Genomic DNA, 210 nt, shown 5'->3' with positions numbered 1-210 from the left:
ATGTGTAGGATAGGTGGGAGACTATGAAATTGCGTCGCTAGATGTGATGGAGTCGTCCTTGAAATACCACCCTTGTAGTTTTGATGTTCTAACGTTGGTCCCTGAATCGGGATTACGGACAGTGCCTGGTGGGTAGTTTGACTGGGGCGGTCTCCTCCCAAAGAGTAACGGAGGAGCACGAAGGTGGGCTAAACACGGTTGGACATCGTG

General features: G+C 51.0%; 1 rRNA gene. It reads left to right on the top strand.

Going from position 1 to position 210, the window contains the following annotated elements:
* Positions 1-210, top strand: a 23S ribosomal RNA gene (locus IQO02_RS22610); the annotation flags it as partial.

It is taken from the genome of Vibrio sp. OPT24, assembly GCF_015163545.1.
In the GTDB taxonomy this organism is placed as follows: domain Bacteria; phylum Pseudomonadota; class Gammaproteobacteria; order Enterobacterales; family Vibrionaceae; genus Vibrio; species Vibrio cyclitrophicus.
The sequence above is the reverse complement of the archived record's forward strand: the minus strand, read 5'-3'. Positions and strand labels throughout refer to the sequence as shown.